General features: G+C 54.7%; 14 protein-coding genes. 3 read left to right on the forward strand and 11 right to left on the reverse strand.

Annotation, left to right across the window (positions count from 1 at the left end):
• Positions 1 to 167: 167 nt before the first annotated feature.
• From HP572_RS12815 to pdxB, 4 genes are all read right to left on the reverse strand, one after another.
• Positions 168 to 830 carry a DedA family protein gene (locus tag HP572_RS12815; RefSeq protein ID WP_240583392.1) on the reverse strand — a complete coding sequence of 221 codons (663 nt, stop codon included), beginning with the start codon at positions 828 to 830 and terminating at the stop codon, positions 168 to 170.
• A 194-nt stretch (positions 831 to 1,024) separates the two neighbouring features.
• Positions 1,025 to 1,876, reverse strand: coding sequence for a tRNA pseudouridine(38-40) synthase TruA (truA, locus tag HP572_RS12820; RefSeq protein WP_240583393.1), 852 nt, complete (start codon positions 1,874 to 1,876; stop codon positions 1,025 to 1,027).
• A complete protein-coding gene (locus tag HP572_RS12825) occupies positions 1,876 to 2,886 on the reverse strand; it encodes an aspartate-semialdehyde dehydrogenase (RefSeq protein WP_014916047.1) in 1,011 nt (336 codons plus the stop codon). Before HP572_RS12825 ends, truA begins: the two co-directional genes overlap by 1 nt.
• A 161-nt stretch (positions 2,887 to 3,047) precedes the next feature.
• Positions 3,048 to 4,184, reverse strand: coding sequence for a 4-phosphoerythronate dehydrogenase PdxB (gene pdxB / locus HP572_RS12830; RefSeq protein ID WP_240583394.1), 1,137 nt, complete (start codon positions 4,182 to 4,184; stop codon positions 3,048 to 3,050).
• Positions 4,185 to 4,375: 191 nt separating this feature from the next.
• Between pdxB and HP572_RS12835 the strand changes: the two genes are divergently transcribed.
• Together HP572_RS12835 and flk are read left to right on the forward strand one after the other, a co-directional pair.
• Positions 4,376 to 5,347, forward strand: a complete 972-nt coding sequence (locus HP572_RS12835) for a DMT family transporter (RefSeq protein WP_240583395.1) — start codon at positions 4,376 to 4,378, stop codon at positions 5,345 to 5,347.
• Between the two features lie 104 nt (positions 5,348 to 5,451).
• A complete protein-coding gene (gene flk / locus HP572_RS12840) occupies positions 5,452 to 6,714 on the forward strand; it encodes a flagella biosynthesis regulator Flk (protein ID WP_240583396.1) in 1,263 nt (420 codons plus the stop codon).
• Positions 6,715 to 6,855: 141 nt separating this feature from the next.
• On the opposite strand, the gene fabB is transcribed toward flk, so the two are convergent.
• Complete coding sequence (fabB, locus tag HP572_RS12845) at positions 6,856 to 8,073, reverse strand: beta-ketoacyl-ACP synthase I (RefSeq protein WP_039284831.1); 1,218 nt, start codon at positions 8,071 to 8,073, stop codon at positions 6,856 to 6,858.
• Between the two features lie 173 nt (positions 8,074 to 8,246).
• On the opposite strand from fabB, the gene mnmC reads away from it, so the two are divergent.
• Positions 8,247 to 10,274: a bifunctional tRNA (5-methylaminomethyl-2-thiouridine)(34)-methyltransferase MnmD/FAD-dependent 5-carboxymethylaminomethyl-2-thiouridine(34) oxidoreductase MnmC gene (gene mnmC, locus HP572_RS12850; RefSeq protein WP_240583397.1), complete on the forward strand. Its 2,028-nt coding sequence runs from the start codon at positions 8,247 to 8,249 to the stop codon at positions 10,272 to 10,274.
• Positions 10,275 to 10,693: 419 nt separating this feature from the next.
• On the opposite strand, the gene HP572_RS12855 is transcribed toward mnmC, so the two are convergent.
• The 6 genes from HP572_RS12855 to prmB all read right to left on the reverse strand — a co-directional run bounded on the left by HP572_RS12855 (position 10,694) and on the right by prmB (position 15,374).
• The gene (locus tag HP572_RS12855) at positions 10,694 to 10,969 is read right to left on the reverse strand and encodes a YfcL family protein (RefSeq protein WP_240583398.1); all 276 of its coding nucleotides are present in this window, start codon (positions 10,967 to 10,969) and stop codon (positions 10,694 to 10,696) included.
• Between the two features lie 33 nt (positions 10,970 to 11,002).
• Positions 11,003 to 11,548: an elongation factor P hydroxylase gene (locus HP572_RS12860; protein WP_010285076.1), complete on the reverse strand. Its 546-nt coding sequence runs from the start codon at positions 11,546 to 11,548 to the stop codon at positions 11,003 to 11,005.
• Positions 11,549 to 11,575: 27 nt separating this feature from the next.
• Positions 11,576 to 12,376: a sulfite exporter TauE/SafE family protein gene (locus HP572_RS12865; protein ID WP_240583399.1), complete on the reverse strand. Its 801-nt coding sequence runs from the start codon at positions 12,374 to 12,376 to the stop codon at positions 11,576 to 11,578.
• Between the two features lie 52 nt (positions 12,377 to 12,428).
• Complete coding sequence (mepA, locus tag HP572_RS12870) at positions 12,429 to 13,274, reverse strand: penicillin-insensitive murein endopeptidase (RefSeq protein WP_240583400.1); 846 nt, start codon at positions 13,272 to 13,274, stop codon at positions 12,429 to 12,431.
• Positions 13,275 to 13,280: 6 nt separating this feature from the next.
• A complete protein-coding gene (aroC, locus tag HP572_RS12875) occupies positions 13,281 to 14,366 on the reverse strand; it encodes a chorismate synthase (protein ID WP_240583401.1) in 1,086 nt (361 codons plus the stop codon).
• A gap of 75 nt (positions 14,367 to 14,441) precedes the next feature.
• Positions 14,442 to 15,374, reverse strand: coding sequence for a 50S ribosomal protein L3 N(5)-glutamine methyltransferase (gene prmB, locus HP572_RS12880; RefSeq protein ID WP_240583402.1), 933 nt, complete (start codon positions 15,372 to 15,374; stop codon positions 14,442 to 14,444).
• Positions 15,375 to 15,486: the final 112 nt, after the last annotated feature.

The raw sequence follows: 15,486 nt of genomic DNA on the forward strand, positions 1-15,486 counted from the left end.
GACAACATTGCCAATGAAAAAATGCCTGAGACGCACGACAATCGCGGTACAAAGGCATCGGCACCAAGGGTGTTCCCAAGAACAGACCATAAATGCTGCCCATTAAACCATAACGTTCCGGTACTGTGGATAAAAAACTGGTCAAACCGGATGTTAAAATACTTCACTTATTTTACATTGCCGCGCGAGGCCGCTCTACGATGGCGGGCAATCTCAATAATGCCCGGCAGGATAGAGAGGAAAATAATCGCAACAATCAGTAATTTCAGATTTTCCTGCACCACCGGCAAATCGCCAAACAGGTAGCCCGCATAGGTGAATGACAACACCCACAGCAGCGCACCAATGACATTATAGGCCGCAAAATGCCGATAGCTCATGTGCCCCATCCCGGCGACAAACGGCGCAAATGTTCTCACAATCGGGACAAAGCGCGCCAGAATTATCGTCTTGCCACCGTGACGCGCGTAAAACGCATGCGTTTTATCCAGATAGCTGCGGCGGAAAATCTTTGAGTTCGGGTTGCTAAACAGCTTCTCACCGAACAGTCGTCCAATAGTGTAGTTCACTGCATCGCCCGTAATCGCGGCGACGATCATCAGGACCACCATCGTATGTACATTCAGATCGTTCGACGGCAACGCCGCCAGCGCCCCGGCGACAAACAGCAGCGAATCTCCCGGCAGAAACGGCGTCACCACCAGCCCGGTCTCACAGAACAGAATCAGGAACAAAATGGCATAAACCCAGACACCATATTGCGCCACCAGTTCCGCCAGGTGAACGTCAATGTGCAGAATAAAATCAATAATAAACTGTATAAATTCCATCACAACTTCTTCTCCCAAAGTGTCTATCGAACGCACGCGGTCGATATACGCAAGGCAGCAGCGCTACCCGTGTTGCCTTGCGTATAGCACGCTGAATAGCCTCGTCCTTAATACGCATCGCACCCTGCCTTTTGGCCTACGGCCATCTGGCAGCGTGCAACAGGTAAAAAGCGCACTCGCTACAATCAAAAACGTCAATCAGCTAAAAAGAGCGGCCCCATCGCAGGCTGCGGCAAAGCAAAACGCGCAGGATAATCTACCGCCACCAAATACAGCCCTTCGGCTCTGGCCGTTGCGCCAGCCAGCGTACGATCTTTGGCTGCCAGCAGCTCGGCAATCCACGACTCAGGACGATTGCCACAGCCGACGTCCATCAGGCTGCCAACGATATTACGCACCATATGATGCACGAACGCATTGGCCTTAATATCTACCACGATATAGTCACCGTGACGTGTAACCTTTAAATGATTTACATAGCGCCACGGCGTGCGCGACTGGCACTGCACTGCACGAAAAGAGGTAAAATCATTCTCCCCCAACAGGCATTGCCCGGCTCGCTCCATGCGTTCCACGTCTAACGGGTGATAAAAGTGCGTCATACCGCGCGAAAGCACCGCAGGACGATAGCGGTGATTGTAGATGACATAGCGGTAGCGACGTGCCGTGGCGCTGAAGCGCGCATGGAAATCCTCATCTACCGTTTTCACCCAGCGCACCGCGATATCCGGCGGTAAATTTGCATTCACGCCCATCGTCCAGGCGGCGTCTTTTCGGATCGCGTGCGTGGTGAAATGCACAACCTGCCCGGTGCCGTGAACGCCAGCATCGGTTCGCCCGGCGCAAAACACCTCTATCGGCTCATCCGCGACTTTGCTCAGCGCCTTTTCAAGACAGGCCTGTACGCTAGCGACATCAATCTGACGCTGCCAGCCATAATAGAGGCTACCGTCGTACTCAATACCTAGCGCGATTTTCAGCGGGGCGCGTTCGTTTTCCGCAGCGGCATCGGCCTGAATAGCCTCTGCCTGAGTGGTTTCCGACATTACCCGAGATACTCCTGCACCAGACATTCTGCCGTTTCCACGGCCATCAGCGCGCCGCCAAAGCGAGCGTTATCGGCGACCGACCAGAATTGCAGCAGTTCAGGAATACCGTAATCATTACGCAGACAGCCGACGCTCAGTTGCCCATTACCGGACGCATCACCAACCTGCGTCGGATAATCCTGCTCGTCGCTTACCTCAATATTCCCTGCATTGAGTAGTTCATCGCGCGCTTCTTCCGCAGACAGCGGACGCAGTGATTCAAGATGAACAACCTGCGCGTGACCATAGAACACAGGGGATTGAATGCAGGTCACTGAAATCGGCAATCCGTCATCCTGCAAGACTTTACGCACCTGATCGACCAGACCGCGCTCTTCGCGCACGCTGCCTGCATCATCGGGCAGTAAAGGCAACAGATTGAATGCCAATTGTTTCGGGAAAAGTCCGGCTTCAGGCGGAACACCGTTCAGCAGACGCGCACTTTGTCCTGCCAGATCGTCTATCGCCGCTTTACCGAGTGCGGAAACGGACAGCATATTGACGACATGCAGGCGCGAGAGCCCTGCTGCATCGGTCAACGGCTTAATCGCCGTCAGTAGTTGGCTGGTCAGGCTGTCGGCCACCGCGACAATATTGCGGTTACGATAGTCTGCCAGCGTATGCGTATTCACGCCGGGCACCACCAGCGGAACATCCGGCTCCAGCGCAAACAGACCGCTGCTGTCGATAACCAGACAGCCCGCGTCCCCCGCCTCTTCCGCATAACGGGCGCTGACATCCTGACCGGCGACAAAAAACGCCAGCTGCGCCTGTGACCAGTCAAAATCCGCCACATCGGTGACCAGGCAAGATTTGCCGTTAAAACGTATGGTTTCACCCGCGCTACGTTCACTGGCCAGCGGATAGAATTCACCCACCGGGAATTCGCGTTCCTGCAATAATTCCAGTAACGCCGTGCCTACTGCGCCCGTTGCGCCCAGCAGAGCAATATTCCAGCCGTCAGACATTTGGTTCTCTCCCAAATTTTGAATGAAACACAAATCATGAATGGAACCGACAGACGATAGCGACACCGTCTGTCAGTTCATGAATAAATAACTGTCTATTAATGAATAAATAGTATGCTTATGCGGCGCATCCGTCAGCGAAGAACCTCAGCGGTGCTCCGTTAACGTGCATCCCGCACTGACGCCGTGAATCCCAGCGCATTCAGGCAATCTGCGCTATCAGCATCGGCGCAGATAACATGGAGTGACGACCATTCGCGTCGTTCCTGATAATGTTTGCGCAGGCGATCGAATTCGCCTTCCTGATGCGCAACGTGGCGCAACAGTGCATCGTCCCGGCGCACATCATACACCAGATGCACCAGACGTTTTAGCAACGCCTCATCCAGCGGTACGCTCAATGTCACTTCGGCATACTCTGGTGCAGGCAACAGCGACGAAAGCGCCACCTGCTGCGGGGTTCCGATAAACTCGCTCCACGCCTCAAATACCTGCGTGGTGCCGCGCGCTTTCCCTTCCAGCGTATAGCCAGCGATATGCGCCGTGCCAATGTCTACTCGCGCCAGCAGATCGGTCGATAACGCAGGTTCTGGCTCCCATACGTCAAGAATGACGCTGAGTTTTTTACCCTGTTGTAGCGCCTCAAGCAGAGCAGCGTTGTCCACCACCGGACCACGGCAGGCGTTAATCAGAATACGTCCGTCCGCAAACGCGTTCAGTACAGCGGCATCAACCAGATGATGAGTACGGTACGGGCCATCGAGATACAGCGGCGTATGCAGAGTCAGAATGTCGGCATCACGCACCAGCGTTTCTAGCGGCAGAAAATCGCCCGCCTCACCGCGATCGGCACGCGGCGGATCGCACAGCAGTGTGTTAACGCCCCAGGCTTTCAGACGTGCATCCAGACGTCTGCCAACGTTGCCCACGCCAACAATCCCTACGGTTTTATCACGCAGTTGGAAGCCATCACGCTCGGCCAGCATCAGCAAAGAAGAAAAGACGTACTCCACTACCGCAATAGCATTGCAGCCGGGGGCGGCAGAAAACGCGATCCCGTTGGCGTTAAGCCAGGTGTCATCGACATGGTCGGTGCCTGCCGTCGCGCTGCCGACAAATTTTACCGCCGAACCAGACAGCAGATCCGCGTTCACCTTCGTGACCGAGCGCACCATCAACGCATCCGCGTCTGCCAGCAGATCGCGTGGCAAAGGACGTCCCGGCACGGCCAGCACTTCGCCCAAACGGCTAAATAGCTCGCGGGCATACGGCATATTCTCATCAACCAGAATCTTCATTGTCTTCTCCGACATCGGTAGCCAGCCAAAAAAAAGCGGGGAGATATTTTGCCACCGAATGGTGCAGAAACCCAAGGCAATTACGAGGCGATCTCTTTCCATCATCCGTTCGCATCACTGAGGATCTTATAAGATGGTCGCCATAGAAAGCCGACGCCATACAAGGTTGATAGTCGTCACATGGCTCTGTTATGTTGTTTGCCATTGCTGCACTTGCCCCATTTTTATCGACCAGACTGGCAATTGGTGCGTTTTTCGTCTGGTCTGCTATGAGAAACCCAACGTTGAACGCCCTCTTTCCCACCATTGCCGTCCTGATCTGGTCAATTAACGTCATCGTCAACAAGCTTTCTGCAAGCGTTATTGACCCAGCCGCTATCTCGTTTTATCGCTGGCTGCTGGCGTTCCTCGTCATGACGCCGTTCATGCTGCCAACGCTTCGTCAGCACGCGGCGACCATTCGTCAACACGCCTGGAAACTGCTGGTGTTGGGTCTGCTTGGCATGGTGTTGTACCAAAGTCTGGCCTATTACGCGGCGCACTCGATCAGCGCCGTAATGATGGGGATCATGGGGTCACTTGTACCGCTGCTCACCGTTCTGCTCAGCATTCCGCTGCTGCGCCTGGCTCCCACATTGGGCGTGCTGCTTGGTAGCCTGCTGTCGCTGGTCGGGATTGTCTGGCTGATCGGTGAGGGACATCCCGAACAGATTCTGGCGCAGGGCATCGGCCCCGGTGAATTCATGATGTTTTGTGCGTCGTTGTCCTATGCGCTCTATGGCGTGCTGACCAAACGCTGGAGCATTCCGTTGCCCAACTGGGTGTCGCTCTATGTGCAAATTGCCTTTGGCGTAGTCGTGCTGATTCCAAATTTCCTGCTGACGGACAATGTGCAGCTCAATGCCGAAAATCTGCCGCTGGTAATTTTCGCTGGCATCATGGCCTCAATCCTTGCACCTTTTCTGTGGATTCAGGGGGTTATGCGCCTCGGAGCCAGCAAAGCCTCCATCTTTATGAACCTGACGCCGATCTTTACGGCGATGATCGCCATTGGCTTTTTGCACGAGCCGTTACATCATTATCATCTGGTTGGCGGGGGCATTACGCTACTCGGCGTGATCCTCGCCCAGCGCTTGCGCATCCCACTAGGGCGTAGCTCATAAGCCCCCCATAAGATTAGTGCCGTTTTAGGCGACGTCTGACTATCGGCCGTCACGGGAGATTGCTATGATTCATCTCAATCATGACGGCAGTGAGGATAACCGATATGCAACCTGTAAGTGGCCCAGGTGCCCCGCTGCCCGGCGAACGTTCGGTTACGCCGACCACCACATCGTCAACCTCTACATCATCCGCTAATGCAGCAGGTGGTTCCGCCAACGGCGATCGACCGCTGACGCTGGCGCAGCGCACAACGCTGGAAAATCTGGTACTTAGAGTTGCCGCACTGACAACGTCAAAGGCAGCGGAAGTCTGGACAACGGTAAAACAGGGATTAGGGCTGGCAGAAAATAATGAACTGCTGTCCCGCCATTACCAGCCTGCCGAGCAGATACTCCAGACGCGTTTAACGCAGGCACAAGATAGCGGTGGACGTCAGCAGCTCCTTCAGCGTCTGACTGATATGCTGTCTCAGGGAAATAACCGTCAGGCGGTCAGCAATTTCATCCAGCAACAGTTCGGTAGCACCACGCTAAGCGCGTTGACTAAAACGCAGCTACACCAGGTTGTTACGCTGCTGCAAAACGGGCAAATCCCGCAGTCAACGGCATCAGCCACAGCATCGCAAACCGCTCAGGCCGCTAACTCCCCCGATCGTCCGCTTTCTCCTGCTGAACAGCGCGGCCTGAATCAGTTAGTCACCCGCTTAGCGACCATGACCGGGGAACAGCCTGCAAGAGTGCTGAACAATCTGATGATGATGCAGAATCTTAGCCCGGGCGACGCTATCCCGCTAAAGCATCTGCCGCTGATCACGCAGTTCCTGCAAGCACAGGTTGAGCTGCAACAGACGCAGACGCTGCTGCGCGCCACTCCGCCAGCGCAACAGCAGGGAACACCGACTAATGCGGGCACAACAGGCTCAGCGTCAGAACCGCTGACAGCCAACACCACCAATACGACTAACGTGAATCCGTCGTCCACAGCGAATCTATCATCACAGCAGTTGCCAGCACAGAACACACTGCTTTCCCCGAATCTCGCGCCGTTACAGGCTCTGCTACAACAGCCCATGACCGCGCAGGAACAGCACTTATTGATGGATTACACGCAGAACCGCTTCAATATCGGATTACAAACTCCACTGACGCCGATGCAGGTTAGCGATCTGCTGACGTTCCTGTTTACGCAGCGCATTCAGCGTTCACAGGAAACGGACTGGACCACGACCTCACAGTTGCTGCATCCGCTGTTTAACCCGCTGATTGCTTCACTGCCGCTCAGTTGGCAATCCCTGTTCCATAAACCGATGTTTCTGGTGATTGTCAGCACCTGCGTGGCTGCATTTCTGCTTTGGGTATTGATCTAGCGTCAATACCGCTCATGACTATCGCTGACTGACTATCATCAACCAAATCCGCGCCAACAAAAAACCCCGCGGCTTGCGCCAGCGGGGTTTTCTTTATTTCAATAAGAACATTTCAATGAGAACGTTTGACTGATAAACCGATTATTTATCGAGTTTTCTCATTACCAGCGTCGCATTCGTACCGCCGAAACCGAAGCTGTTAGACATCACCGTAGTCAGTTTACGTTCCGTCGGTTCAGTCACGATGTTCAGGCCAGCAGCCTGCTCATCCAGATTTTCCACGTTGATGCTCGGTGCAACGAAACTGTGTTCCAGCATCAGCAGTGAGTAAATCGCTTCCTGCACACCAGCTGCGCCCAGAGAGTGACCGGTCATCGCTTTGGTCGCAGAAATAGCTGGCGAGTTGTCGCCAAACACTTCACGAATCGCACCCAGTTCCTTCACATCGCCAACTGGCGTAGAAGTACCGTGAGAGTTCAGGTAATCGATCGGCGTATCCACACCGTGCATCGCCATCTTCATACAACGAACGGCACCTTCACCTGATGGAGCAACCATATCCGCGCCGTCAGACGTCGCGCCGTAGCCGACCACTTCCGCGTAGATATGTGCGCCACGCGCCAGTGCGTGTTCCAGTTCTTCTACGACGACCATACCGCCACCGCCTGCAATGACGAAACCATCGCGGCCGGCGTCATAGGTACGGGACGCTTTTTCTGGTGTCTCATTGTATTTGGTCGACAGTGCGCCCATCGCGTCAAATTCACAGGCCAGTTCCCAGCACAGCTCTTCCGCGCCACCAGCGAACACGATGTCCTGTTTGCCCATCTGGATTTGCTCAACCGCGTTACCGATACAGTGTGCAGAAGTCGCACAGGCAGAGCTGATGGAGTAGTTCACGCCGTGAATTTTGAATGGCGTTGCCAGACACGCGGATACCGCAGAACCCATGGACTTGGTTACCACATAAGGGCCAACGGCTTTCAGGCCGCGCGGGCTACGCATCGCATCAGCACCGAACACCTGATAGCGCGCTGAACCGCCGGAACCGGCAATCAGGCCAACGCGTGGGTTATTCTGATAAACCTCATCAGACAGCCCAGAATCTTGAATCGCCTGCTCCATGGATAAGTAGGCATAGATCGATGCATCACTCATAAAACGCACAATTTTGCGATCGATGAGGCCGGTGGTGTCCAGTTTGACATTCCCCCAGACGTGACTACGCATGCCGGAATCTTTCAGCTCTTGAGAGAAAGTAATACCCGAGCGGCCTTCCCGCAATGATGCCAGAACTTCCTGCTGGTTATTACCGATGCTTGATACGATCCCCAGGCCAGTAATCACTGCACGTTTCATTTAATACCTCTTCTTCCACTTATAGAGTTTGGGATTTCGCTTCGCACTTTAGCGTACAGTTGTAAGCTGAACAAGTCCGATCAGCCAAACTATCGCGAAATCATTGCTAAATTTGCGCCACAATATTCAGCCCGATAGAATCTCACCATCACTTGAATAATGAGCTTTTTGTCGTGACCAACCTCCCCATCCAACACGCGTCGTTAAGTTGGAACGCTCAGGGTACACCTGTATCGCAACAGTTTGATGACGTCTATTTTTCGAATCAGGATGGGTTGGCAGAAACCCGTTATGTGTTTTTAAAGGGTAATCAGTTTCCTGAGCGTTTCGCCACGCACCCGCGCGCAGCCTGCGTGATAGCAGAAACCGGCTTCGGTACGGGTCTGAATTTTCTGACGCTGTGGCAGGCGTTTGCCGACTTTCGTCAACAGCAACCACAGGCGACATTGCGCCACCTGCATTTCATTAGCTTCGAGAAATTCCCTCTGCGTCGGCATGATTTGGCTGCCGCGCACGCACAGTGGCCGGAGCTGGCCGCCTTCGCGGATGAACTGCGAGAGCAATGGCCGCTACCGCTGCCGGGCTGCCATCGACTGATTCTGGCACAAGGCACTATCACGCTCGATCTGTGGTTCGGTGACGTTAACGTCTTACTGCCTGAACTGGATGATACCCAGAACCATCAGGTCGACGCCTGGTTTTTGGACGGCTTCGCGCCTTCCAAGAACCCGGATATGTGGACGGATAATCTGTTTCAGGCAATGGCTCGTCTGTGCCGTAAAGAAGGCACGTTCGCCACCTTTACCGCCGCAGGCTTTGTGCGCCGCGGCCTGCAACAGGCGGGGTTTCAGGTCAGTAAAATCAAAGGATTCGGGCAGAAACGGGAAATGCTGAGCGGCATCCTTCCTGACGCGCTTCCCGTCACGTCGCCAACGCCGTGGTATGCACGCCCCGCCGCCAGCACGACTGACGATATTGCGATTATTGGCGGCGGCATCGCCAGCGTGCTCACCGCACTGGCGCTGCAACGGCGCGGGGCAAACGTCACGCTCTACTGCGCGGAGGAACGGCCTGCCACGGGCGCATCCGGCAATCGTCAGGGGGCGCTGTACCCTCTGCTGAATAACCGGCACGATGCCGTGTCCCGCTTTTTCTCCCTCGCGTTTGACTTTGCCCACCGCAGCTATACCGCGCTGGCACAACAGGGTTTGGAGTTTGAGCATCAGTGGTGCGGCGTCAGCCAGCTCGCCTGGGATGAAAAAAGTGCGCGTAAAATCGAACAGATTCTGCAAGGCGAATGGCCGGAAGCGCTGGTCGTCAGCGTGGATGCACAGCAGTTGGAAAGTCACAGCGGCCTGAATATAGGCGTAAACGGCATCACTTATCCTGACGGCGGCTGGTTGTGCCCGGCAGAACTGACGGCTTCTGCGCTAAAGCTGGCAGAGCAGAACGGCCTGTCGGTACAGATGAGTACCGCCGTTTCCGCATTAGAGAAAACGGACGGCGGCTGGGCACTCACCCTGAGCACCGGCCAGCGGGTAAATCATGCAGTCGTGGTGCTGGCAAACGGTCATCACATTACCGACTGGCCACAGACCTCCCATTTACCCGCTTACGCCGTGCGCGGACAGGTCAGCCATATTCCAACCAACCCGGTGCTAGGTCAGCTCAAACAGGTTTTGTGCTACGACGGCTACCTGACACCGGTGAGTCCGCAACATCAGACGCACTGCATCGGGGCGAGCTATTTACGGGGTGAAACACACTGTGATTATCGGGAAGACGAGCAGCAAGACAACCGCCAACGGCTGCTGAATTGTTTGCCTGACGCAGACTGGGCGAAAACGATCGATGTCAGCGATGCGCAGGCACGTCAGGGCGTCCGCTGTGCGCTACGCGATCATCTGCCGCTATTAGGCGCGGTACCGGACTATGAACAAACGCTGGCCGAGTATGAAGATCGACTGCACCCTCAGCACCGTGCCAACGCGGTGCCAAGCGCTCCCTATTGGCAGGATCTTTTTATTATCGGTGCGTTAGGCTCACGCGGCCTGTGCTCTGCTCCACTCGCAGCAGAAATTTTGGCCTCACAGATGTATGGCGAACCGCTGCCGCTGGACCGCGATACGCTCGCCGCACTCAACCCAAATCGTTTCTGGATAAGAAAACTGCTGAAAGGTAAACCTGTAGTTCAGGATTAATAAACTATCTCTTCACCGACAAACGGCCTCTTGTGCACAAATGCCACGACTTGTAATGGTTTTTGCCAGAATCCGGCTTAAAAAATTATGCAGCGGTGAGCTTGACCGCCGAGTGAGCGGCAAGACGCCGCGAAAGCCAGTACCGCGTCGGGAACGCGTCACTGGCGGCTCGATTAGCGGTCATGAACACCGATGGCACCGCGAAGCGGCATAATTTAGCCGGGAGCCTGGGTTCGCAGGGCGGCGGCGACTGAGCGCCATGCGTCGGGCGCGTATACGGTATCGCATATGAATAGCAGCAGTGTGGCGCACGAAACTATCTCTGAGTCTGCATAGGAATGTAACTGAGAGACAGTGAGTAGGGAACGGTCATAACGAGTTCGGCTAAACTCATTCTAAACAATCCAAGCTAGTGCGTACTATTCTGCGCCTGCTGGATACAGGCGTTCCCACATCCCGTTAACCAGTATCTGATCCGGTGGTGACAGCTCACCGTTTTTGATGGCGTTATTAATGCTGTCGCTAACGCGCAGATGCAGTGCTTCAAGCGTGTGTTCTCCATGCTCTTCCGCTTCTGCCACCGACACCGTCAGATGACCACGCAAATAGCCGCCGGCAAACAGTTCATCGTCGCTGGCATGCTCTACCATGTCATCAATCAGCGCCAGAATGCGCGTTTCAAATTCTGCGATCATTTCTTATCCTCAAATTTTTTGCGGTTCCGCGCATCACAGATCGGCTGGATACGGGAAGCTCGCCGCCGTCAGCGGTGGCGTATTGTAAAACGATTGTAATGCACGAATAAAGCTGGCCGGACGCGCGGGAATCCCTTCTTCCAGATATTGCATCACCTGTGCATGCACACGCCGCTGGAAATCAATACGGTCCGGCTCGCAGTCGCCGTTCAGGTTGTCGCAGCTGACGTTAAACGGAAAGCCTGCGGCGACACAGAACAGCCAATCAAAGGCCTGCGGTTTGATTTCCACCACCTCAAACTGACTTTGAGTAGAGGCATCGCGGCCATCCGGGCAGTACCAGTAGCCGAAATCGACCTGCAAGCGCCGCTGGGCACCCGCAATGCACCAGTGAGAAATCTCGTGTAGCGCGCTGGCATAAAAACCGTGGGCAAACACAATCCGGTGATACGGAATGTCATCATCCGCTGGCAGATAAATCGGCTCATCGTCGCCTTTTACCAGACGGGTATTGTATTCATCGCCAAAGCAATCATTAAAAATATCAATCAGTTGTTGATAGTGGTGCGTCGTAGTCATGTTATCTGTTGTTATCATAATTTGTTGTTATAAAAACTGTCCCAGCCAAACAGCAATCTCGTGCCCGTGGCTGTCGTAAATCAGCTTGCCGCTCATGATGGCGGAAACCAGCACCAGCATCGGACGAATCAGCTTTTGCCCTTTCGTCATTACCATTTTGGCCCCCAGCCGCGCACCGAGGATCTGCCCGATCAGCATGACGCCCCCGACCACCCAGACCACTTTTCCGCTGAGCATGAAAAACAGCAGCCCGCCGAAGTTGGAGGTAAAGTTCAGGATTTTGGCATGCGCCGTCGCTTTTGCCAGATTGAAGCCATACAGGGTGACAAAGGCCAGCGCGTAAAACGATCCGGCACCGGGGCCGAAGAAACCGTCATAAAAACCGACACAACAGCCTGCCACAATCGCAAACGGAACTGGCGACAGGCGACGCTGCCGATCTTCATCACCGATTTTAGGCGTTAATAAAAAGTAGAGACCGATGCCAATAATCAGCACTGGCAGCAGTTGGCGTAGAAAATCAGCATTGATCTGCTGGATCAGCCAGGCACCAAAGGTCGAGCCGACAAACGTCAGCGCAATCGCCAGCTTCTGCTCGCCCAAATTCACCGCGCGACGGCGGATGAAATACAGGCTAGCGGAAAAGGATCCACCAACGGCCTGAAGTTTATTCGTTGCCAGCGCCTGCGCCGGGGATAACCCCGCCGCCAGCAAGGCTGGGATCGTCAATAAACCGCCCCCGCCCGCAATCGAATCAATAAACCCTGCCAGCGCTCCGACAAAAAACAGCACGGCCAGCATTTCTGGCCCAAGAACTAACCAGTCCATAATTATTTTTTATCTCGCGACATAGTTATCTGTTATCTCGCATAGTGACTCGTTATCTCGCAGCAAAATGTCTGTCGAGCAGCGCCTGACAAGACGGAGGCAACGGCGGCGGCGTGGTTTTTTCCGGGGCTTCGGTACTCGGCTGTTTTGGCTGGAACCAGCTGGTTAACTCGGCACCGCATCCGTCACCGACAGGTGGTTCGTCCTGATCCTGACACTCAAGGCTGTCAGCCGGGCAGCGCAGGCGCACATGCATATGCGCACGGTGTGCAAACCAAGGGCGAACTTTGCGCAGCCAGTCACGATCGTGGCCGGCTTCAGCACAGAGCTGTTTTTTAATCGCCGGATTGACGAAGATGCGCGTGACGTCGCTATCCAACGCAGCGGTTTTGATCAGGGTAGTGACTTCCGGTCGCCAAACGCGTGGGTTAACGTTCAGCCCGCTGGCGTTAACCAAGTCGATAGGCTGCGGTTTCAGCAACTGCTGCTCGCTCCAGCGCTGTCTGGGCAATTGCAGCCAGATGTCGACATCCAGCCCGGATTGGTGACTAGCGTGGCCGCTGCTGAAACGTCCACCAACTGGCATGCCCATATCCCCCACCAGCACATTACCGGAGGTCGTACGCTTAACCTCGTTGCTCAGGCGGTGAATAAACGCCAGAAGCTCGGGGTGACCGAAATAGCGGCGCTGATCGACGCGCATCACCTGATAATCCAGCGACTGCAATGGCAGCGGCTGGGCACCAATGATACAGCCATTGGAAAAACTACCAATTGACTGTGGCGTACCCGCAACCGGATGCGCGATCTCCTGCCAGGGCGTTTTCGCCCACGCGGCGTTCGATAACAGCGGCGCGCTCAGTGCCAGCGCGAGAACCCCGATTAACCCTTGTTTCATTATTTTTTACCAGCGAGGAACCTGACTGTTCACATCCCCACACTGTGCGCGTTGGCGCAGCAGGTGATCCATTAACACAATCGCCATCATGGCTTCGGCAATCGGCACCGCACGAATGCCCACACAGGGATCGTGACGCCCGCGCGTAACCATTTCAGTCGCTTCGCCCTGACGGTTGATCGTTTTACCCGGCACCATAATGCTGGAGGTCGGCTTCAACGCCAGATGTGCAACAATATTCTGACCGCTGCTGATCCCGCCTAAAATGCCGCCAGCGTGATTGCTTTGGAAACCGTCCGGCGTGATTTCATCACGGTTTTCGCTGCCGCGTTTGGTGACGACCGCAAAGCCATCGCCAATTTCGACGCCTTTCACGGCGTTGATGCTCATCAGTGCGTGAGCCAAGTCAGCATCCAGACGATCAAAGACCGGCTCACCTAATCCAACAGGCACCGACTCCGCCACGACGCTGACCTTCGCGCCAATGGAGTCACCTTCTTTTTTCAGCGCCCGCATCAGTTCATCCAGAGCTTCCAGCTTGTCGACATCCGGGCAGAAGAACGGGTTTTGCTCAACCTGTTCCCAATCTTTCAGCTCGCAGGTGACATAGCCAATCTGCGACAAATAGCCACGTACCTTCACACCGTACTGCTGTTGCAGGTATTTCTTCGCAATCGCGCCCGCAGCAACGCGCATCGCGGTTTCGCGCGCGGAAGAGCGGCCACCGCCGCGGTAATCGCGCAGGCCGTATTTTTGCTCATAGGTGTAATCGGCGTGGCCCGGGCGAAAGACGTCTTTAATCGCACCGTAATCCTGAGAACGCTGATCGGTGTTTTCAATCAATAGGCCAATACTGGTCCCTGTTGTTACACCTTCAAAAACGCCGGACAGAATTTTGACCTGATCGGGTTCGCGGCGCTGCGTCGTATAGCGGGAGGTCCCCGGACGGCGGCGATCCAAATCGTGTTGCAGATCCGCTTCCGTTAGCGGGATCCCCGGCGGTACGCCGTCAACAATACATCCCAGGGCAATACCGTGGGACTCGCCAAATGTAGTGACGCGGAAAAATTGCCCAATACTGTTGCCTGCCATCACAACTCCTTCGCATGTGTTCTGTTTCTGCCTCACCGTCTAAACGGTAAGGCGAATAAATATCGTTATGACCGTTTAATCACGGTAAGCGCTGAAATGCGCTTTGCAATCGACCAGCTGTGATTGCGTTAGCATAAACACACCGTCACCGCCGTTATCAAACTCCAGCCAGGTGAACGGGATGTCTGGGTATTGATCGATCAGGTGCACCATGCTGTTGCCCACTTCACAAATCAGCACACCGTCGTCGCTCAGATAGTCTGGCGCACAGGCCAGAATACGACGCACCAGATCCAGACCGTCGTTACCCGCCGCCAGTCCCAGTTCAGGCTCAAAACGGAATTCCTGTGGCAGATCGGACATATCTTCTTCATCCACATACGGTGGATTAGTCACGATCAAATCATAGCGAATCGCCGGTAAATCGCGGAACAGATCAGAGCGAATCGGCGTCACGCGGTATTCCAGACCGTGCTGCTGAATATTTTGCTCGGTTACCGCCAGCGCATCACTCGAGATATCGACCGCATCGACTTCCGCTTCTGGGAACGCCTGAGCGCAGGCAATAGCAATACAGCCGCTGCCCGTACACAGATCCAGAATATAGTTTGGCGTTTTCGGCAGTTGCTCATCAAAATAGTTATTGATCAGCTCACCGATAGGAGAGCGCGGCACCAGCACGCGTTCGTCCACGTAGAATTCCAGGCCGCAGAACCAGGCCTTGTTGGTCAGATAGGCAACCGGGATACGCTCATTGACGCGACGGATTACGCGTTCAACAATACGCTGCCGTTCGCTGGTGATCAGACGGGACGTGTACATATCTTCAGGAATATCGAGCGGCAGATACAGGCTAGGCAATACCAGCTGTATGGCTTCATCCCAGGGATTATCCGTCCCGTGACCGTAATAGACGTTGGCTGCGTTAAACCGGCTGACAGCCCAGCGCAACATATCCTGAATGGTATGAAGTTCACTGACGGCCTCATCGACGAAAATTTTGTCCAAGGGTGTCCTCCGCAGACTGTTCTGAATGGGAAATTGGCGCTTAGTTTGCCATGAAGCCCGCGACAAATCAGCAGATATAACCGACTGAACGCGCCCCGATACAGACTTTTAT

Origin of the sequence: Pectobacterium sp. PL64, assembly GCF_022477975.1 — a bacterium.
GTDB classification, from domain to species: Bacteria; Pseudomonadota; Gammaproteobacteria; order Enterobacterales; family Enterobacteriaceae; genus Pectobacterium; species Pectobacterium jejuense.